The organism is Shewanella sp. 6_MG-2023, from assembly GCF_030547195.1.
GTDB lineage: Bacteria > Pseudomonadota > Gammaproteobacteria > Enterobacterales > Shewanellaceae > Shewanella.
In genome coordinates this window covers 38,172-56,762 of record NZ_JAUOQU010000025.1, presented here as the reverse complement: position 1 = coordinate 56,762, position 18,591 = coordinate 38,172, and the positions used below count along the sequence as shown (strand labels likewise).

At 42.4% G+C, this 18,591-nt stretch carries 17 protein-coding genes; 11 read left to right on the top strand and 6 right to left on the bottom strand.

All coding sequences use genetic code 11. From position 1 onward, the window contains the following. Positions 1 to 29 precede the first annotated feature (29 nt). Both Q4533_RS14650 and Q4533_RS14645 read left to right on the top strand, forming a co-directional pair. The gene (locus tag Q4533_RS14650; protein ID WP_303503060.1) at positions 30 to 923 is read left to right on the top strand and encodes a TraB/GumN family protein; all 894 of its coding nucleotides are present in this window, start codon (positions 30 to 32) and stop codon (positions 921 to 923) included. Between the two features lie 141 nt (positions 924 to 1,064). Then, positions 1,065 to 1,934: a MaoC/PaaZ C-terminal domain-containing protein gene (locus Q4533_RS14645; protein WP_241901136.1), complete on the top strand. Its 870-nt coding sequence runs from the start codon at positions 1,065 to 1,067 to the stop codon at positions 1,932 to 1,934. Positions 1,935 to 2,035: 101 nt separating this feature from the next. Here the strand turns inward: Q4533_RS14645 and Q4533_RS14640 are convergent, their stop codons facing one another. After that, positions 2,036 to 3,661, bottom strand: a complete 1,626-nt coding sequence (locus Q4533_RS14640) for a mechanosensitive ion channel family protein (RefSeq protein WP_102436640.1) — start codon at positions 3,659 to 3,661, stop codon at positions 2,036 to 2,038. Between the two features lie 110 nt (positions 3,662 to 3,771). Here Q4533_RS14640 and Q4533_RS14635 point away from each other — a divergent pair, with 110 nt between their 5' ends. Beyond that, the gene (locus Q4533_RS14635; protein ID WP_303503058.1) at positions 3,772 to 4,089 is read left to right on the top strand and encodes a hypothetical protein; all 318 of its coding nucleotides are present in this window, start codon (positions 3,772 to 3,774) and stop codon (positions 4,087 to 4,089) included. On the opposite strand, the gene Q4533_RS14630 is transcribed toward Q4533_RS14635, so the two are convergent. Next, positions 4,086 to 4,211 (bottom strand): hypothetical protein, encoded by a 126-nt coding sequence (locus Q4533_RS14630; RefSeq protein WP_277869338.1) that lies wholly within the window; start codon positions 4,209 to 4,211, stop codon positions 4,086 to 4,088. The genes Q4533_RS14635 and Q4533_RS14630 overlap by 4 nt on opposite strands. A gap of 313 nt (positions 4,212 to 4,524) precedes the next feature. Between Q4533_RS14630 and Q4533_RS14625 the strand changes: the two genes are divergently transcribed. The 6 genes from Q4533_RS14625 to rraB all read left to right on the top strand — a co-directional run bounded on the left by Q4533_RS14625 (position 4,525) and on the right by rraB (position 9,203). After that, positions 4,525 to 4,764, top strand: a complete 240-nt coding sequence (locus Q4533_RS14625) for an ABC-type zinc uptake system zinc chaperone (RefSeq protein ID WP_133126465.1) — start codon at positions 4,525 to 4,527, stop codon at positions 4,762 to 4,764. Between the two features lie 85 nt (positions 4,765 to 4,849). Beyond that, on the top strand, positions 4,850 to 6,067 hold the full coding sequence (locus Q4533_RS14620; RefSeq protein ID WP_303503056.1) for a hypothetical protein: 1,218 nt from the start codon (positions 4,850 to 4,852) through the stop codon (positions 6,065 to 6,067). Then, entirely contained in the window at positions 6,057 to 6,959 is a 903-nt protein-coding gene (locus Q4533_RS14615) for a metal ABC transporter solute-binding protein, Zn/Mn family (protein ID WP_241901140.1), read from the top strand. Before Q4533_RS14620 ends, Q4533_RS14615 begins: the two co-directional genes overlap by 11 nt. A gap of 4 nt (positions 6,960 to 6,963) precedes the next feature. Then, positions 6,964 to 7,737: a metal ABC transporter permease gene (locus Q4533_RS14610; protein WP_303503054.1), complete on the top strand. Its 774-nt coding sequence runs from the start codon at positions 6,964 to 6,966 to the stop codon at positions 7,735 to 7,737. 218 nt (positions 7,738 to 7,955) lie between these two features. Beyond that, on the top strand, positions 7,956 to 8,744 hold the full coding sequence (locus Q4533_RS14605) for a 1-acylglycerol-3-phosphate O-acyltransferase (protein WP_102436650.1): 789 nt from the start codon (positions 7,956 to 7,958) through the stop codon (positions 8,742 to 8,744). 57 nt (positions 8,745 to 8,801) lie between these two features. After that, positions 8,802 to 9,203 carry a ribonuclease E inhibitor RraB gene (rraB, locus tag Q4533_RS14600; protein WP_102436652.1) on the top strand — a complete coding sequence of 134 codons (402 nt, stop codon included), beginning with the start codon at positions 8,802 to 8,804 and terminating at the stop codon, positions 9,201 to 9,203. Positions 9,204 to 9,313: 110 nt separating this feature from the next. Here rraB and Q4533_RS14595 read toward each other — a convergent pair whose 3' ends face one another. After that, the gene (locus Q4533_RS14595; RefSeq protein ID WP_102436654.1) at positions 9,314 to 10,273 is read right to left on the bottom strand and encodes a sensor domain-containing diguanylate cyclase; all 960 of its coding nucleotides are present in this window, start codon (positions 10,271 to 10,273) and stop codon (positions 9,314 to 9,316) included. Positions 10,274 to 10,361: 88 nt separating this feature from the next. Then, positions 10,362 to 11,357 (bottom strand): response regulator, encoded by a 996-nt coding sequence (locus Q4533_RS14590; protein ID WP_102436656.1) that lies wholly within the window; start codon positions 11,355 to 11,357, stop codon positions 10,362 to 10,364. Between the two features lie 380 nt (positions 11,358 to 11,737). Here Q4533_RS14590 and Q4533_RS14585 point away from each other — a divergent pair, with 380 nt between their 5' ends. Then, entirely contained in the window at positions 11,738 to 12,544 is an 807-nt protein-coding gene (locus Q4533_RS14585) for a crotonase/enoyl-CoA hydratase family protein (RefSeq protein WP_102475359.1), read from the top strand. A 200-nt stretch (positions 12,545 to 12,744) separates the two neighbouring features. Here Q4533_RS14585 and Q4533_RS14580 read toward each other — a convergent pair whose 3' ends face one another. Then, a complete protein-coding gene (locus Q4533_RS14580) occupies positions 12,745 to 13,617 on the bottom strand; it encodes a DUF3530 family protein (RefSeq protein WP_303503052.1) in 873 nt (290 codons plus the stop codon). Between the two features lie 170 nt (positions 13,618 to 13,787). Then, on the bottom strand, positions 13,788 to 16,694 hold the full coding sequence (gene rapA, locus Q4533_RS14575; protein ID WP_102436664.1) for an RNA polymerase-associated protein RapA: 2,907 nt from the start codon (positions 16,692 to 16,694) through the stop codon (positions 13,788 to 13,790). Between the two features lie 356 nt (positions 16,695 to 17,050). Here rapA and Q4533_RS14570 point away from each other — a divergent pair, with 356 nt between their 5' ends. Further along, positions 17,051 to 18,445, top strand: coding sequence for a PhoH family protein (locus Q4533_RS14570; protein ID WP_102436666.1), 1,395 nt, complete (start codon positions 17,051 to 17,053; stop codon positions 18,443 to 18,445). Positions 18,446 to 18,591 lie beyond the last annotated feature (146 nt).

The following is an 18,591-nucleotide window of genomic DNA, read 5'->3' as shown; positions in this document are numbered from 1 at the left end:
AAGGGTCTGCTATGGGACTAACAAGTCTAATGGATTTTAAATTAACGTTTGCTGCAACAAAGCGTTGCTCTGCTTATTTGAGTTTGTTAATCGTCGCTATTTTAAGCTGTGGTTTAGCGACTGCAGCTGAAACCGACACGCCGCCTTTTTATAAAGTCACTTATCAAGGTAAACAGGCATTCATATTAGGCTCAATTCATGTGGGCAAAGCTGATTTTTACCCGATGGCACCGGTTATTGAGCAGGCTTTTTCTCAGGCTGATGCATTGGTAATTGAAGCGGATGTGACTAAAGCCGATACTCAACAACTATTAGGTCAATATGGCCTAGCAACTCCAGCAAGCAGCGTCGATTTAGGGCAGGCTTATCCAGCTTTTTGTAAACTCAATTTAGCGGTTTGTCAGGGATTATCGCCTTTAGCGCCATGGCTTCAGGCTGCGCAAGTAGCATTAGTGCGTTTCAGTCAGTTAGGGTTTAGCGCTGAAGAAGGGGTGGATGTGACTTTTGTAGCTAAAAATCAAGGGCGCACTTTGTTAGAGCTTGAAAGTGTGGCCTACCAGTTTGAGTTGATTTCATCTTTTAGTCAGCAAACGCAACGGCAAATGTTAGATGAAGCGGTTGAGACAAGTGATGAAGAAATGCTGGAAATGGTGGCCGCTTGGCGCGGTGGAGATAAACAAAAACTTGCCGATATCATGGAGCATCAAAGCGATGATGTAGCCAAAGAATTAGTTGAAAAACTGCTGTGGCAGCGGAATCAGCAAATGAGTCAGCGCACCATAGCGCTATTAAACGAAGGCAATTATCAGCAGCTGTTTATCATTGTCGGTGCAGGCCACTTGGTGGGCCGCCAATCGATGCCGATGATATTAAAGCAAACAGGGGCTGAGGTAACAGATTGTTGGCATGCCCAGTGTTTATAAACGCCAGTGAGTAAACTTTGGGGCTGTGCGGTATTTTTACACTGTAGTATAATGCGCGCATTAAAGCATTTGTGAGTAGTGTGAAACGGAGAAATACCGTTATTTTGCACAGTAATTTCACCGTATAAAAAGGTAAGCCACTTGAGTAACGATTACTCTATAGCATTAACGTCAATGCCGTCGTTGTTGTCTTTATACCGCAAAATATTATTATCGCGTAAGCCTGGTTGGGATCAGCAACCTTTACCAAAGATCCATGTACAGACGGATGGCATTAGATTATCAGATAAGAAAATTCGTCAATATGCTGAGGTATGTCAGTTTGATTATGATGGCAAAGTGTTACCGCCAACATTTTTGTACGTGCTTGCATTTAGATTACATGCCACCATTTTTACCCATAAAGCGATTACCTTTCCTTTATTGGGGATGATCCATCTTAAAAATAGCATTAGCTTGTATCGGCCTATTAACGCTGATGAGGTTTTTAAGGTTGAGTGCAACCTTATTACTAGCCAAACCACGGATGCAGGACTTGAATTTGAACTAGAATCTAAAGTCTATGTTGGTGATGAACTCGTGTGGCAAGCCTTATCAACTTACCTATACCGTATTGAGTCTAAAGGCCGCAGAGCAAGACCACCGCGAGCTTCTGATATGGTGTGGGAAGACGTCAATACCTGGTCATTAGCTGAAAATTTAGGCCGTCAGTATGCCAAAGCCTCAGGTGATTATAACCTGATCCACCTGCACCCAATGGTGTCTAAGCGTTTTGGTTTTGATCGTGTTTTAGCCCATGGAATGTGGTCTAAAGCCCGTTCACTTGCTGGGTTGATGCAATTTATTGGTGATAGACCATTTAAGGTGGACGTAGAGTTTAAGTTGCCAGTATTTATGCCTTCGGATGTCACCTTTGCTTTTGAAAGCATAGAAAATGGTAAGCGTTTTGAAATGCGTGATATTAAAGGCCGCAGACCACATCTAATGGGTACCATGTCGTACTTAGATTGATACCCTAGCGTTATCGGTAAATGCATAACAAAAAAGCCCGCAGCAAGAAATTGCAGCGGGCTTTTTAGTATTTTAAAGCTATTAGATTAACTTGTCACAGCTTAGTCTGCCGCCTTTTCATGATAAATATGCACATCTCGTTGTGGGAATGGAATACTGACGCCTTGGGCATCAAACTGCATTTTCACTTCACGAGTAATATCCCAATAGACTTCCCAGTAATCCACTGGATTTGCCCAAGGGCGAACCACAAAGTCTACTGACGATTCACCGAGTGTATGTAACTTAATCGTCGGCTCTGGAAACTTTTTCACTTTTGGGTGAGCCATAACAATATCGGTTAAGATTTTTTCCGCTTTAGGAATATCATCGCCATAGCCAATGCCAAAGGTCATATCCACACGACGTTCTTGCTCGGCGGTGATGTTATTGATGGTATCGCCCCAAATCTTATTATTAGGAATAATCAAGCGTTGGTTATCTAAGGTTTTCACTGTGGTAGAGACTAAGCTCATATGGCTAACACGCCCCGTAACACCTGCAGCATTGATTAAGTCACCGACATCGTAAGGGCGGTAGATTAAAATCATCATTCCTGAGGCAAAGTTAGATAAGGTATCTTGCAAGGCAAAACCGATAATCACACCAGCGATACCAAAACCTGCCAGCAGTGGTGCTAATTCAAAGCCAAGTTGTGATAGTGCGATAAGCAAACCTAACGCGAAGATGACGTTACCAGAAATAGAGGTGAAGAAATCTTGCAATAGCATGCTGAAATTAAGCTGGGAAGAATTAACTGCTTTGCGAACCACTTTTTTAACTAATTTAGACACTAAGCTGGTTAAAAATAAAATGATGATGAAGATAACCACTTTAAAGGTAAGCCCTGTGCCATTTTCCAGCGCTTGATTTTTAGCTATATCCATCCAGTCATTCAGTAAACTTGACGCTACATCAAAGTTTAAAACATCTTGAGTAATATCCCCTGAAACACTAAATAGCGTTTGCTTAATTTGCGCAGTGTCTTGGCCTAAGTCATCAAGCATATCGGCGGCAATACTTAAACTGCTGCTGTGCTGTGATAATCGCTCTTTGAGTTCAATAACTTTGGATTTTTGCTCGGCAGTGATATCAGCGCCAGCAGTTGATGCGTCACTAATCGCTTGTTTAAGTTGGTTTTGGGTATAGTTGACGATACTTTCAAGATAGTCAGCCCGCAGGGTTAGCTCATTGGTTAATGCTGTTTTGGCACTGTCGACATTAATATTTAAGGTGTTGGCCCAATTGATTGTTTGTAGTTCAGCCTGTAAGTAAAGATCCCTGTCGGCTTCACGATCAATAACCGCTTTCATTGTTTGAGTCTGATTTTCGTCATCTAATGCCAGTTTCAGGGCTGTGATGTCATCATCTAAATATTTACCGACATTATCTAAAAAGCCCAATTGTTGCTGTATTTGCGGGGTGAGATAGGCTAAATCCGGGTTTTCTTGATTAACTAATGAATCTAATTTTTCTCGTAGTTGATTGTTTTTATTCAGAATGCGGAATTCACTGATTGCTTTTAATTCACCTTTTGCGGTTTTAAGGTAGCTTACATCGGCATCAATGCGTTGTTGTAGTTGGGCTATTTTATTAATGGTTGCAGGGTCAGCTGGCGCTGCAACACTGCTTTGTGAAAAGCTCATTAAGCTGACGAAACAACATAAGATAAGCAAGATTCTAGGCATGATAAACGTCCTGTATATTGATAATGACTTTATCATAAGTTATTGAAGGAAGTTTGACGATAATTTGCTAGACTAACGCACTTTTTATTTTCAGCTACAGGTTGCTCATCATGGCACTGCAATGCGCACATTGTCACAAGCCTATGTCGATTAGTAAGATCAGTGGAACTCGAGGTAAGGGGTTATCATCGCATATTCAGTGCTATCACTGCCAGGCTTGGCTTGGTCGCCATCGTTATCTTACGATGTTAAAAATACTTGGCTTTTATACTGCGGTAGGTGCGGGGCTGACAGGCTATTTTGTGGCAGGATTAGCCAATATCATTACCCCCGTAATCATGCTGTCGCTGATCCTTACAGGGGTAACGCATTTAATGGATCATTTATTGGTTATTGAAGCGCCTGAAGAGGGCTCTCAAACAAATTAATCTACTACTTGAACTTGATTTTCTAGTGATGTTTCAACGTAGTAAATACCGCCAAGAACTACAACACCGATGATCACCATTGTTAAAATAATGCCCACATTGTCTTTTAATAAATTCATCATAGATAATTCCTCTGTCATTGGCAGATTAAATTGGTATTTATAGTAAATATATTAGCCTTTTCAGCTTAAGCTAATCTTAAAATAGCATAATGTTGAGAGGGTTAAAGCGCCCTTGTTGATCACAAATTTTCAGTAGAAGTGATTTGTAACAAACTTGTAGTTGATTTATTAGTTTTAATTTATAAGAATAGCAGCCATTGTTACTGGGTATTCGCTGATACTGGGTATTCGCTGATATGATTTAATGGATGAGACTAGTTAAGTGAGATTTGCTTTGCACATAAGACGAAATATTGCGATGTGGCTTTGCGCCATGCTCGTATTATTGTCTTTTGCCGCATCCGCTCACGGATCTGTTCATAAACATGAAAGCATTAACACTCACTGCAGCTTATGTTTTCATAAGCATCAGGTTCACAAAACCCTTCCAAGTATTGAATTTAGCATTCCGGTTGTACGTCAAGAGTATGAACTCACACCGTTAGCCAATTCAGAATCTCTTAGTTCACATCAGGCTTATTACCATAGCCGCGCACCGCCAATCTTCATTTAATTCAACAGTTTAATTAATAATTATAAATTATATTTCCCGACTATTAAGTAAAATAGCCGGGTGTTTGTTGTATTTTGGAGATTTTATGTTTAGTTCAAATAAACGACTGTCAGCAGTCGCAATCGCGTGTGCCTTTTCTTCAAGCTCTGTTTTTGCAGAAGATTCAAGCTTAACCAATCCTAATATCAGTGCGGTGTTAGATGGTTTTTATCAATCAGGTGATCGTGGTTTAGGTGGCAGAAGTGAAGGCTTTGGTTTGGGTGAAACTGAATTTGCTATCAGCGCTAATATCGATGATATGTTCTACGGTAAAGTCACTGCGATATTAGAAGTGCATGACGGCGAAACTGAACTTGAGCTTGAAGAAGCCTTTATTCAAACCATGGGTATGCCTGGCGGTTTTGGTATTCGCGCTGGTCGTTTCTTGTCTGATGTGGGTTATTTAAATAATCAGCACATTCATACCGACGCTTTTGCTGATCGTCCTGGGGTTTATCGCGCCTTTATGGGCGGGCATTACTTTGATGATGGTGTCAGATTAACTTATGTAGCGCCGACAGATTTGTATTGGACTATGGGTGTTGAAGCCTTTAGTGGTAAAAAAATGCGCGCTGAAGATGAGCATGACGAACGTGACTTTAGTTCAGTAGGGGTGTATTCGGCATTCACCAAGTTTGGCGGTGATATTGGTATCTCGAGTTCTTGGCAAGTGGGTTTAAGTTACTTACGTAATGAAAACGGTAAAACTTATCTAGAAGATGAGCATGAGCCCCATGTTGATGACGATCACGACCATGAAGGTCATAGCCATAGCGCAGCCTATACTGGTGAAAATACCTATATTGCAGACTTTGTCTACAAGTGGGCACCAAATGGTAATTACAAATACCAACACTTAACTGTTAGCGGCGAGTACTTCCGGGTAACTGATATTTTCTCATTTGAAGAAGATCATGAAGATGAACATGAACATGAACATGAACATGAGATACTCAGTGCTGAAGGCCATGACGATTACCATCAAGGTTGGTACTTAAGTGGCGTGTATCAGTTCTCGCCAAATTGGTCTGCTGGTTTACGTTATGGTGAAGTGGATAGCTTTGAAGCCCACGGCGATCACTTAGACCCACAAAAGCTAAAAGAAACCGAATTAAGTTTGGCGTGGCATCAGAGCCATTTCTCCACCGTACGTCTACAATATACTAACCAGAAAGGCACCAACTTTGATGGTTTTGAAGACGATAATATCATTACTCTACAATATGTTATGTCATTAGGAGCTCACGGTGCGCATCAATTCTAAAAAACTAATATTAGCAGCTGGCATATTTGCCAGCTTGTTAACGAGTTCTGCAAATGCAGCGCTTAATGTATTTGCTTGTGAGCCTGAGTATGGCGCATTAGCAAAGGCATTAGCTCCTGATGCTAAAGTCTATTCAGCCACGAGTGCGCAGCAAGATCCACATCAAGTGCAAGCGCGTCCAAGCTTAATTGCTAAAATGCGTCAAGCTGACTTAGTGGTGTGTGCTGGCGCCGATCTCGAAATTGGTTGGTTGCCAATGTTGCAGATGAAAGCCTCAAACAACAAGGTGCTTTCAACTGATACTGGGCTTTTTTATGCCGCGGATCATATCGAGACCTTAGATCAACTTGAGCAAGTGGATCGCTCTATGGGTGATGTCCATGCCAAAGGTAATCCGCATTTACATTTTGACCCTAGAAAGTTCCTTAAAGTGGCGCAGGCGTTATCAGCGAAAATGATTGAGTTAGATCCTAACTCAAGTGCTGAGTATCAAGTTGCATTAACTGAGTTTACTGAGCAGTGGCAGCAAGCTATTCCGCGCTGGGAAGCGCAAGCGCAATCGCTGAAGGGCAAAAAGGTCATTGCTTACCACTCAAGCTTTCGATATTTGTTTAACTGGCTCGGCATGGAGCAAGTGGCAGATCTTGAGCCGAAGCCGGGCATCCCACCCAGTAGTAGCCATTTAGCTAAACTTGTAAGTCGCAGCCAACAAGGTGATGTGATGGCGGTGATAGTGGCCTCATATCAGGATGAGCGTGGCGCACATTGGTTAGGTGAGCGCACTGATTTGCCTGTGGTGATTTTGCCAATGTCAGTAGGTGGCAACAGTCAAAGTCAGGATTTGATTAGCTTATATGACAGCGTACTGACGTTATTAACTGAGGCGCAATAAGCCTATGCTAGATATCGAGCTGCTATTGATTTTGTTTCCGGCATTTATTGCCGGAATCATCATTTTGTCTACCCATGTGGTGTTAGGTCGACAAGTACTTAAACGCGGTATTATTTTCATCGACTTAGCGATTGCCCAAGTGGCTGCGCTGGGGGCTATTGTGGCTCATATGGATCATAGAATTGAAGATATTCCTTATTCTCATGTGTGGATGCCTGCCATATTTGCCTTGGGCGGCGCTGGGCTTATTGCTTGGTTATCCAAGCGTTTTGCCGATGAATTAGAAGCCTTTATTGGTTGTTTTTATGTGCTTAGCGCGGTTGGGGCAATGTTGTTATTGTCTAATGATCCCCATGGCGCAGAGCTGTTAAAGCAGCTAATGTCGGGGCAGATATTGTGGGTAAATTGGTCGCAGCTTGTGCTGCCGGCTTTGGTGTCAGTAGCGATCCTCGCTTTAATTGCATTGAAGCCTCATATCCTCGAAGGCGCAGGTTTTTACTTTCTATTTGCCATAGTGATTACACTATCGGTTGAATTAGTGGGTGTTTATCTTGTTTTCAGCACCTTAATTTTGCCAGCGTTAGCGTTAAATCAGTATGTGGGTAAATATACCTTGCTGCTGGCTTATGTGGTGGGATTTGTTGGTTACCTAGCAGGGCTTATACTTTCGGCTAGTTATGACTTACCTAGTGGCGCAGCCATTGTTGCGGCATTAGCGGTCAGTGCTGTGTTAATGCGTTTACTGCTCAGTAATCGTTCTAATAAGGCTGAAATGTAACGCTGCAGAATTAATGATGCGTTAATGTTTAAGGCATCATTAATTCACTTTTAGCAGTGTATAATGCCAAGCATATTAATTATCTGAGCTATTCAGAGCATTAATCCGCTTGGTATAACTACTTTAAGCTTACATTTGTACACCGAAATTAACTTAAGCTATTGAGTCCAGCAGATGTGCTGGCTATACTGTCGCCACTTTATTTGTAGGAGTCTGCTGTGCTGTTAATTGCTCGTTCAATTATTCTAGCAGTGTTACTAACACTGGCGTTTTTTTTCGCAATCATCCTTTGTATTGTTAGACCTATGCATCGTGATAATGTCCATGTGATTGCTAAACTATTTTCATCTGTTGCTCCTATTTTAGGGATTAAAGTGATTACCCGTAACGCGGTGATTAACCCTCAAGTAGACACTGGCGCTGAGGCTAACGCTGGTACTGACACTGAAACCGAAGCAAGCCTTAAGCAACCTAAGATCTATTTAGCGAATCATCAAAATAATTTTGATTTATTTACCCATACCTCTGCAGTGCCGGAAGCCACGGTGAGTTTAGGTAAAAAAAGCTTAGCTTGGATGCCATTATTTGGGCAGATTTATTGGCTATCAGGCAATATTCTGATTGACCGTAAAAACCGTCATAGTGCCTTTGATACTATGGCCAAGACTGTTAAGAGAATGAGAGAAAAACTGTTATCTGTATGGATTTTCCCTGAGGGGACACGCTCTAGAGGGCGCGGTCTACTGCCGTTTAAAGTCGGCGCATTCCATACTGCTATCGCCGCCAAAGCGTCAATTGTGCCAGTATTAGCATCTTGCCAAAATCATATTAAACTTAACAAGTGGAATAATGGTGTGGTCATTGTCGAAATGATGGCACCTATGTCGACCGCAAACGTGGATAAAGCCGATGCGAAAAAGCTTTGTGCTAAGGTGCATCAAGTGATGTCACAGCGTTTAGCTGAATTAAATCAAGAAGCATCGCTATTAATGGCTAAACCTCAGTAGCTTTATCACGTATAATTAGCCCTATAGCGTATTTAAATTTGTTAACGGAGAGAATCCATGTCTATTGAAGCTCAACTTAAAGAGCAATTTGCCGAGAACCGTGAAATTATTCAGGCGCTGCTTGATGATGGTTCACAAGCTGATGCTGAATATACTATCGAGCATCATTTCTCTTCGACTAACTTTGATCGTTTAGAAAAAGCCGCAGTTGATGCTTTCAAATTAGGTTTTGAAGTTAACGACGCTGAAGAGATGGAGCTTGAAGATGGCTCAACCATTATTTGCTTTGATGCTATCGCCAATCATGCTCTTGAAGCATCGTTACTTGATAAAGCATGCGAGCAGTTAATGCTGCTTGCTGCCAAGCAAAAAGTTGATTATGACGGCTGGGGCACCTTCTTTATTGGTGACGAAGAAGAGCTTGATGAAGATGAAGACCAAGATGACGACGGTTTCTAAATCATTAACGACTATCGCTTAACTAGCGTCACTCGTTTAATAAATAAGCCCACTTAATTGTGGGCTTTTTAATGGCTTATCGCGGTGGGGATAAAATGAACCTCTGCAGGTTATTTTTCAAATACCGTGGTTTGATTACGGCCATTTTCTTTCGATTGATATAAAGCTTTATCGGCGCCAGATAACCAACTTACACTGCTAGTGGTGGCAGAGGATAAATCATTAACGCCAATACTGATGGTCATTTTAATGATTTGATTGTTATAAACCACTTGCGAGGCTTCGACTTTTTTACGCAGTCGCTCAGTGAAGTATTTTGATTCAGCAGCGGTGGTATAAGTCAATACTACCGCAAACTCCTCACCGCCATAGCGGCCGGCAAAATCAGTTTCACGTAATGATTGCTTTAATATGTTGGCGAGGCTTTGAATGACTTTGTCACCTGCAGGGTGGCCGTATTTATCATTGATGGCTTTAAAATGATCGATATCAATCATTATCATACTGGCTTTTTCACCATAACGGGCAAAGCGCTCGTATTCTTTTTCAAAGCAAACTTGCCAATGACGGCGATTATACAACTGGGTTAAGCTGTCGGTTTGGCTGAGTGTTTCTAGTTGCTCATTGACTGATTTTAGCTGTAATTTATTGATGGCGATATCAGTCACATCATAAACGATAATACTAATATGGGTGATTTCACCCGTTAGCGACGCCAGTGGCAGCAAAGTAATGTTTTGGTACATGTAATCAGCGCGGCCAGTGATCGGGCGATAATTTTTAAACTGGAAGACATAAGGGCGCTGCTCCCAGCTGATGAAAGATCGGTTTTTGAGTAGAAATACCGACTCCATTTTTTGCTTAAGCCATTCAGAGGGTAAATCGTTAAACGCTTCAAAAAGATTGCGACCTTTAATACTGTTAGGTGACACACCGCTATGGTTTTCCATGAAACCATTCCAAAGCTGGATATTGTAGTCACGATCTAACACCACCAAGCCAACTTCAATGGTTTGTACCATATCAATAAGCCAGTGTAGCTCGTTCATTGCGCTTTGATCAGTAGCCATGCTCTAACATCCGTATTGTATTATTCTTTTTATATGCAATGTTAAGTCATTGCAATTAACTAACTGTTTATATGATTATTTTCTTAATCTATTCAAATATATAGTGAAGCTTTGCATTCAATGTAGGGATTGAGTCTTCCGTAAATAACAGTAATAAGTCACACTGAATATTGTGGTCTTCAATCTGATAATTGATTTCCATGGCAAGGGTGCGTTGCCATTTTTCTGAGTTGTCATGGATAAGCTCATTTACCGTGCAGTGGCGACCAAGTACAACGGGGTGACCTTGACTAAATTTCATATCAAGCTGCTCTGAAATGCCATTCAAGAATGCCCCAATAAGCACATTACCAGTATCAATGAGCACTTCAATTTCATTGTTAGCATCTTCAGGATCACTGTGGCCCATGAGTTTAGCCATGTCAGCAAAGCTTGAGTCATGGAACAGTAATAACGCCTCACCAGCAACCCCAGCGCCAATAAAACCTTGGCATAATGCAGAAATCTTCGAGCTTTCTTCGGTGGCTTTAAGTGCCATGGTCAGTTCGCTGACTTCTAAAACATTGACGTTGGGGATTGGCAGTTTTACAAAAACATCGAGTAGTTTCGCTAATAAGTCGGCAGCGCGGCCCATGGCGACATTGGCAATTTCTTGGCAAGCGTCACGTAAATCAACTTTAAACATCGGCGTGTCATTGGTTGATTGTTTAAGGGCTAAAGTTAAAATGCCGTATTCTTCTAAGATATTGCTGATGGACTCAGCACTAACCGGCTTTTGAATAAAATCTAATGCGCCAAGGGCTTTTACTCGCTCATGGGCTTTTAATTGAATATCACCAGAGACCACAATGACTAAGGCGGGCAAGTCTTCTCGCTGAATGGCTTCTAGTACTTCATAGCCATCCATGACGGGCATATTAAGGTCGAGAAAGACAATTTCCCCTTTTCCTTGACGGATCACCTCCAAGCCTTCTTCACCATTGGTTGCGTAACTGATTTCAACATCCCAATGTTTGGGAAGTGTTCGCGCCATTTGTTTTCTGGCTAATCCTGAGTCATCACAGATTAAAATAGGAATAGTCATGGCTACAGCAGATCCTTTTACAGGGTATTATTATTTTGAATGCATTAGCTATTACTCGATCGAGCACTTAAACGAACTCCGATTAAACAAGAAAAATGAGTCGATGAGTAATGTTACTTTTTATGGGCAAACATACTACAACTTATTGCTGACTTTTCGCACCAAAAATCGACAATTTTTTGGCGTTTAACGAAAAAATGCTCTTAAATTCAGTAAATCTGAATTTTGACGGCACTTTTGTTCCTGCGGGAACATATATATTGTTGTAGTTTTAGCTGCTTATGAAGAATATCAAATTAGCTTAACTATTCGCCAGTAAGCCAATTTATGCTAACGTAACTTCTGGACTGACCAGTTATTATTTATATTAAGGATGAACAATGAATAAGAAGTTAGTGGCGTTAAAAAAACAAAACGGTATTGCTTTTGTGACGCTAAACCGACCAGATAAATATAACGCGCTCAATTATGAAATGTTTAAAGCCATTGATAAAACCATTAAAAATATTAGAAAAGATAGCGAAATTAATGCGGTCATATTATCCGGCGCCGATGGTAATTTCTCTTCGGGCTTAGATGTTAAAGCGATTGCTAAATCCCCCTCCATGATTGCCAAATTGCTGTTCAAATGGCTACCAGGTAATGCCAACTTAGCCCAGCGGGTGTCTATTGGCTGGCAGCGTTTACCCATCCCTGTGATTGCAGTATTAGATGGCTGCTGTTTTGGTGGCGGTATGCAAATTGCGCTAGGGGCAGATATTCGTATTGCAAGTGATGATGCCAAGCTGTCTATTATGGAATCAAAATGGGGCTTAGTGCCTGATATGGCAGGACTGGCAGCGCTTAGACAGGTGATGCCCAAAGATAAGGCCTTAAAAATTACCTATAGCGCAGAAGTGCTATCAGCCGCACAGGCGCTAGATTTTGGTTTAGTGACCGAGAAAAGTTCACAGCCATTGCAGCGTGCTATTGAGCTTGCCGAGCAGTTTATGACCCGCTCTCCTGATGTGAATGCGGCCATTAAAATGAGCATCAATCATAGTTGGTCAGCCTCAACAAGGCGGTTATTAAGTCGTGAGTCTTTAAGCCAAGTTCGCCTGTTAGCGGGTAAAAACCGTATCATTGCCGCTAATCGTGAAATAAAGCAAACCGAGCAAGCTTATCAGTCTCGTCAGCCTTGGTGGTGATAATGAGCGAGTCAGTTGTGAGTTAATCAGCTTTTAGACTAGTGCGGCCAATACTGCATTTCACAAATTTAGTGAATAGCTGAAAGGCCATTGGAGATTGATTATTATGCGATGTTATTGAAAAAATTGAAAATACGCCTTATTACTCAGTCTTAAAATAAGCAAATAGCCATTAAGGGGCAGCAATATGCTGGCCCTTTTTATCGTGCGGTAATGACTTTACTAAAGCCTGCAATATGATGCAGCACTTGCTCCCAACCACTTTGATTATCGAGATTAAGCGCTAATTGATATTGGCGGTAATACTGGCTCGATTTAGCTTTATTGAGTGCTTTTCTGCTAGCACTTTCAGTCATAGATATTTGATGAGCATCGGCTGATTGCAGATCCAGTATTGGGATATCGATTTCTCTGAGCTGTTGGGCAATGGATAAACCGCGATGTTGCGGCGCAATAATCTGCTCATATTCACGATAGGGGTTGATCACCACTAATAAGTCGGGCTTGGCTAGCTTAGCTTCAAAAAGTAAGTTAATGACCATGCCCGCACTATCATCGGTGACGATTAATAGTCTTTTTCCTGGGAACTGCGCCTCAATAGCTTGCAATTGGTCGAGACTGTCCACCATAAGTTCTTGCTGAAAGTTACGCAGTTCAAGTAGTTGGTTTGAGCTAAATTTGGGGGCTTGCTGGTGACGACTCAGGGTTAACTGCGCTTCACCGGCTTTGGGAATTTCTTCGGCGTCAGTGGCAAAATTTGGTCGGTATAAACCTTCAGTGGGTTTTATGCTCAAGCTTGCCCAGCCAAATGCGGGGATCTCATCACGTAAATAGCGAATTAGGCCACTGCCACTGGCGGGGGAATCGGTTGGACCGACGATAATAGCTGCGCCGCGCTGGTGCGGGCCTTGACAAGGTTTGACCCAAACTGGCTGTTGTTGATCTTGGACGCTGATAAATTGTTTTCCAGCATTAGCAGTAGGCAACTCACTGGCTGCCATAGCATTGTGACAGAAAAGGCTGAGGCTAAAAAGACTGGTAACAGATAAAACAAACAGAGGCTTTAGCAGCAATGTGGCTTCCTTAACGAATCTTGCGATGTCATCACTATAGGCTTGTGCGCTTATGTTTATGAGCTTATGTTTATGAGCTTATGTTTACGCTAAACACTTAAAACAATGACAAAAAATAGATACAAAAAAGCCCTGAAGTTCAGGGCTTTTTGCTTCGAGTTAGCAGTGTATTATACGTGGCTAACTAATACCATTCTAATAGCGTCAAGTTGGAATTGACTATCATCAATATAGCCATTTAATTCAGCCATTTGATTGCGAATAAAATCCACTTCAGAATCTCGAATATTCGGATTCACGGCCTTTAGCGCTTCAAGTCGGGTCAACTCACTAGTTAGCTGGGTGGTCATTTTTTCACGGGCTTGCTCAACCAGTTTGGCTAATTCTATTTCAGCCTGTTGCTGACCTTTGGCCAGTAACGGGTGCAAAATAGGTTGTGATGCATTCACAAGCTTACTGGCAATATGACGGTTAACCGCACTTAACTGTTTATCAAAGCTCTTATAATCGACTTTGTCAGCTAAGTTTTGGCCACTTTTATCCAATAACACTCGGATAGGGGTTGGTGGCATATAGCGATAAAGCTGTGATGACTTAGGTGCCGAAACATCAGCCATGTAAATTAACTCAAGGAACAAGGTTCCAGCAGGTAAGGCTTTGTTTTTAAGCACTGCAACACTGGTGGTTCCGGTTTCTGAGTCAGTGATTAAGTCTAACGCCGTTTGCACTAATGGATGCTCTTGGGAGATAAAGGCAATATCATCACGTGATAGGGCAGTTTCACGATCAAATGTCACAGAAATACCATCTTCAGGCAGACCTGGGTACGATGGGAATAGCATGTGCTCACTTGGGCGTAATACGATTGAGTTCTCGCCGCGATCTTCTTGATCCACACCGATAATGTCCCACAAGCGGATCACCGAACCAATTAAGTGGGTATCTGAGTCTCGCTCCGCTAAGCGTTCAACTAACTTTTTAGATTGCTCGCCGCCATGGGAGTTAATCTCTAACAGCTTATCGCGGCCTTGCTCCATCGCTTGCTTAAGTGCTTGGTAACGGCTTTGGGTACCGTTAAGCAGCGCTGTCATTAGCTCTGGGTTGTCATCGTTGAGTACGTTCATTAGCTCATCAGCAAATTCATTGAACAATACATGGCCACTTGGGCAGGTAAGTTCAAATGAGTTTAAGCCTTGATGATACCAATGCATCAGTCTTTCTTGGGCGGTGTCTTCAAGGTATGGCAAATGAATTTGAATATCATTTTGCTGACCAATACGATCTAATCGACCAATACGTTGCTCAAGTAAGTCAGGGTTGAGCGGTAAATCAAATAGCACTAATTGACTCGCAAATTGGAAGTTACGCCCTTCAGAGCCAATTTCAGAACAAATTAACGCCTGAGCGCCGCCTTCTTCTTGAGCAAAGTACGCGCCGGCTTTGTCACGTTCAATAATCGACATCCCTTCATGGAAAACGGTTGCCTGAATACCTTCACGGGTGCGCAGTGCTTCTTCAAGGCTTAATGCCGTTTCTGCTTGGCTAGCAATAATCAGCACTTTTTTACTGCGATTATCTTTTAAGAATTCAATTAACCAATCGACTCGCGGATCAAACTTCCACCAACTGGCACTATCGGTTTCAAAGGCTTGATACAGTTTTTCAGGGCTTAGAGATTGCTTAGCTTGATCTTGAGCTGATTTTTTCGATCCCATCATGGCATTAACGCGCTCAGCCGTGACGTATTCTTGCGGCATAGCCAGTGGATGCGGATTAAAAATACGGGTCGGGAAGCCACTGACAGAGGCGCGGCTGTTACGGTATAAAATGCGGCCAGTACCGTGACGGTCGAGTAAATCTTGTAATAACTCAGCGCGGGCAGCTTGCTGGGCGTCAGCATCGACATCATCTGCTTGGATAAGCTTAATGCTTGCGCTGATGTCTTTCTCGCTGAGTAATTCGGTTAAGCTGACAACAGCACTGTCAGCTAACTTGTCGTTGGCAGCTAATGCTTCGGCGGCCTCGGCAACGCTTTGATAGCTTTTTTCTTCTTCAAGAAACGCGTTGTAGTCGTAGAAGCGATCTGGATCCAGTAATCGTAAACGAGCAAAGTGACTTTCATGGCCTAATTGATCTGGCGTTGCCGTGAGCAATAACACTCCAGGCACTTCTTCACTTAAGGCTTCTACGATTTGATAAGCGCGACTTGGGGCGGTTTCGCTCCACTCAAGGTGATGGGCTTCATCCACTACCATTAAGTCCCAATCGGCATCGACAGCTTGTTCTAAACGGCGCTTTTTACGTAATAGTTCTAATGAACAAATGACTAATTGTTCAGTGTAAAAAGGGTTGTCGTTATCGGCATAGGCTTCAACGCAGCGATCTTCATCGAAAATAGAAAAACGTAAGTTAAAGCGGCGCAGCATTTCAACTAACCACTGATGGCGCAAAGTGTCAGGCACAATCACTAAGATACGTTCAGCACGGCCAGTCAATAATTGTTGATGGATAATAAGGCCAGCTTCAATGGTTTTACCCAAACCTACTTCATCGGCTAAAAGTACTCTAGGGGCATAGCGACGACCGACTTCATGGGCAATCCACTGTTGATGTGGAATTAAACCAACACGTGGGCCTTGTTGCCCAAGCAAATCTGAGGTGGCAAGTTTATGGCGTAGCATTTGGCTTTGGTAACGAATACCAAAGCGCTCTAGACGATCAATTTGACCGGCAAATAATCTGTCTTGTGGTTTATTAAAACGAATGTTGTGGTTTAGTAAGGTTTCACGCAGACGTACCGTCTCGTTGGTCTCACTGTGGATACCAACATAGGTGACTAAACCATCTTTTTCTTCGACTTCACTGATGGTTAGGCTCCAGCCTTCATGGCTTTCTACGGAGTCACCGGGATTAAAAATTACACGAGTTAATGGCGCTTCACTGCGGGAGAACAAACGGTTCTCATCGGCGGCAGGAAACAATACTGTCACCATACGGCCTTCAACAGCAACCACAGTTCCTAAACCAAGTTCTGACTCGGTATCACTAATCCAGCGTTGACCTAAAGAAAACGGCATTTTTTACTCTCATTCGGGACGGATAAACACAAAGGGCGCGTATGTTATACCAAACGCTACTCAATTTAAATTCTAGCAGTGATTTAAATATTCATCTGAAGGAATTTCACTTTTACGCCAGCGAATTTTTGACATCTTAGTGTCATCTTGGTGTCATCTCAGTGCCAACTTTAACAACTTAAACTCGAACCTTTAATCAATAAAATGATATTGAGACTTGATATAATTACTGGCATAGTAAATTTAAGTTTGGTTGAAAATCAATCATGATGATTCGATTATTCCAGCTTATGAACAGGAGTTTATATTGCTTTAATCCCATAGTTACATTTTGTATTGAGCACTCTGGAGGCGCCATGGAACGAGACGACAGAAAGTTGTTTGTACTGGATACCAATGTGTTACTACATGAACCTTTAGCGATATATTCGTTTAAAGAACATGACGTAATAATTCCCATGACTGTGTTAGAAGAATTAGACAATATAAAGGATAGAAAGCACGATATTAGCCGTGATGCCCGGGTCGCGATTAGGGCATTGGAAGACATACTTGGCGGTAAGACCTCGCCGGAACAAATTCTAAACGGCGTTGCACTCCCAAGCCGCGAAGGACATTTAGACGTATCAGGTAGTTTATCTATTTTCCCCGACCATCAAATCGACTTTATCATTGGCGCTCTGCCAGGCGATAATAACGATAATCGTATTATTAACACCGCACTTCATCTACAAAATCTGCATCAGCCTCGTCAGGTCGTATTAGTCACCAAAGACATTAATATGCGCCTTAAAGCTAAAGGGGCGGGTATTGAGCGAGTTGAAGACTATCGCACCGATCAGTTAATTGATGATATTCGCTTTTTGGCGAAAGGCTTTTATCAGTTTGACGGTGATTTTTGGGACAAGGTGGATAAAGTCTCTACTGATAGAGAAGCTGGCAAAGTCGTCCATCAGGTGGATATCGATGCCGTAGGTAACGAGCCCTTCTACAGTAATCAATACCTTATCGATGAAACCTCTGATTTTTGCGGCAAGGTTGCCAGCAAAACCGCAACACATCTTAATATCATCGATTATGGCCGCGAAAGGCTTAATCATTTGCAAGCTTGGGGTGTTAAACCTAAGAATATTTATCAGGGGATGGCGTTAAATGCTTTGCTAGATCCAGATATTGACTTAGTGATCCTCACCGGCCCCGCCGGTTGTGGTAAAACCTTAATTGCCATGGCGGCTGCGCTTGAGCTGGTGGTTGAGCAAAACCAGTACGAAAAAGTCATTGTAACCCGTAACACCCCTGAAATTGCCGAGTCCATCGGTTTTTTACCAGGCACCGAAGAGGAAAAAATGGCGCCCTGGCTTGCGGCAATTACTGATACCCTTGAGGTGCTGCATAAAAATGATGTTAACCCCACCGGCAGCATGAACTACATCATGGAGAAGGCGAACGTGCAGTTTAAATCGATTAACTTTATGCGTGGCCGCTCGATTCAAAATTCAGTGGTCATTTTAGATGAATGCCAAAACCTGACCGCATCACAAATCAAAACCATGATCACCCGCATGGGCGAGGGCACCAAACTAGTGTGTTGTGGTAACTTGGCGCAAATAGACTCAACCTATTTGACGGCGGTGACATCAGGTTTAACCTATATTGTGGAGCGTTTTAAAGACTTTGACGGCAGTGCCAATATTTACCTTAATGGTGTGGTGCGATCTCGCTTAGCAGAGTTTGCTGAAGAGAACTTATAAGCACTTCTGCTTTAAAGTACCGTTTATGGCTACCTGTTAGGTGGCCATTTTTTATTTTTAAGCAATCTGTTTCAACGAGCTCTTTTAACGCGCCTTTTATGTAAGCGGCCAGTTTACGGGTTATTGCCAAGAATAATGGTCAGATT

What these genes read in the sequence shown, in the direction of transcription:
- Q4533_RS14650 (WP_303503060.1), top strand. Translation starts at nt 30, where the DNA reads ATGGATTTTAAATTAACGTTTGCTGCAACAAAGCGTTGCTCTGCTTAT.
- Q4533_RS14640 (WP_102436640.1), bottom strand. Translation starts at nt 3,661, where the DNA reads ATGCCTAGAATCTTGCTTATCTTATGTTGTTTCGTCAGCTTAATGAGC.
- Q4533_RS14635 (WP_303503058.1), top strand. Translation starts at nt 3,772, where the DNA reads ATGGCACTGCAATGCGCACATTGTCACAAGCCTATGTCGATTAGTAAG.
- Q4533_RS14630 (WP_277869338.1), bottom strand. Translation starts at nt 4,211, where the DNA reads ATGATGAATTTATTAAAAGACAATGTGGGCATTATTTTAACAATGGTG.
- Q4533_RS14625 (WP_133126465.1), top strand. Translation starts at nt 4,525, where the DNA reads ATGCTCGTATTATTGTCTTTTGCCGCATCCGCTCACGGATCTGTTCAT.
- Q4533_RS14620 (WP_303503056.1), top strand. Translation starts at nt 4,850, where the DNA reads ATGTTTAGTTCAAATAAACGACTGTCAGCAGTCGCAATCGCGTGTGCC.
- Q4533_RS14610 (WP_303503054.1), top strand. Translation starts at nt 6,964, where the DNA reads ATGCTAGATATCGAGCTGCTATTGATTTTGTTTCCGGCATTTATTGCC.
- rraB (WP_102436652.1), top strand. Translation starts at nt 8,802, where the DNA reads ATGTCTATTGAAGCTCAACTTAAAGAGCAATTTGCCGAGAACCGTGAA.
- Q4533_RS14595 (WP_102436654.1), bottom strand. Translation starts at nt 10,273, where the DNA reads ATGGCTACTGATCAAAGCGCAATGAACGAGCTACACTGGCTTATTGAT.
- Q4533_RS14590 (WP_102436656.1), bottom strand. Translation starts at nt 11,357, where the DNA reads ATGACTATTCCTATTTTAATCTGTGATGACTCAGGATTAGCCAGAAAA.
- Q4533_RS14585 (WP_102475359.1), top strand. Translation starts at nt 11,738, where the DNA reads ATGAATAAGAAGTTAGTGGCGTTAAAAAAACAAAACGGTATTGCTTTT.
- rapA (WP_102436664.1), bottom strand. Translation starts at nt 16,694, where the DNA reads ATGCCGTTTTCTTTAGGTCAACGCTGGATTAGTGATACCGAGTCAGAA.
- Q4533_RS14570 (WP_102436666.1), top strand. Translation starts at nt 17,051, where the DNA reads ATGGAACGAGACGACAGAAAGTTGTTTGTACTGGATACCAATGTGTTA.